At 67.8% G+C, this 863-nt stretch carries 1 protein-coding gene; it reads right to left on the bottom strand.

Features of this window, described 5'->3' with window-relative positions; genetic code table 11:
- Window positions 1–7: 7 nt before the first annotated feature.
- A protein-coding gene (locus MKK84_RS01980; RefSeq protein WP_243916361.1) for an IS5 family transposase occupies window positions 8–813 on the bottom strand; the annotation gives its coding sequence in 2 pieces (ribosomal slippage) (window positions 8–477 and window positions 477–813; 807 coding nt in all).
- Window positions 814–863: the final 50 nt, after the last annotated feature.

Below are 863 nucleotides of genomic sequence, written 5' to 3'. Positions count from 1 at the left end.
AGAGCGCCTAACAGAACCGTCTGATCTGGTTGAGGGTGATGAGGCTGGCGGCGAGGCTCGTGAAGGCCTCGTAGATGTCTGCGCGTCGCTCATAGCGGATGGGCAATCGACGGAATCGGTTGAACCAGGCGTGGGTGCGCTCCACGACCCAACGGTGACGACCGAGTTTCGCGCTGCTCTCGATGCCCCTACGTGCGATGCGCGGCACGATCCCCCGCGCCCGGCACTCCTGGCGGCGGGGTCTGGCATCGTAGGCCTTGTCAGCGTGCAGCTTGTCCGGACGGCGTCGCGGTCGTCCGCGCCGACCGCTCCGCACAGACGGGATGGCATCGAGGGTGGCCGCCATCATGACGGTGTCGTGCCGGTTGGCACCGCTCAGGCAGAAGCCGAGCGGCGTGCCGCGTGCGTCGGTGACGAGATGGCGCTTCGTGCCTGGCTTGCCCCGATCCGTCGGGCTCGGGCCGGTGGCAGGCCCCCCTTTTTGGCCGGGACAGACGCGCTGTCCAGGCAAGCCCGGCTCCAGTCGATCTCCCCTGCTGCGTGCAGGCGCTCCAGCAACACATCATGCAGACGGCTCCAGACGCCCGCCGCCTGCCAATCCCGCAGTCGCCGCCAACAACTCATGCCGGAGCCGCAGCCCATCTCGGCCGGCAGCATTTCCCACGGCAGCCCCGAGCGCAGCACGAACAGGATGCCCGTGAGTGCGGCCCGGTTCTCAATTGGACGACGCCCGCCCTTCGGACGCGGCCGAGGCGGCGGGAGGAGCGGCGCGATCTCATCCCAGAGATCATCGGGGAGAAGCAGTCTGGCCATGCCAAACCAACGCTGAAAACCAAGCTCGGTGCCGTTCTGTTAGGCGCTCT

It is taken from the genome of Methylobacterium sp. E-065 (assembly GCF_022829605.1).
GTDB lineage: Bacteria > Pseudomonadota > Alphaproteobacteria > Rhizobiales > Beijerinckiaceae > Methylobacterium.
This window is presented reverse-complemented; position numbering and strand designations above follow the sequence as displayed.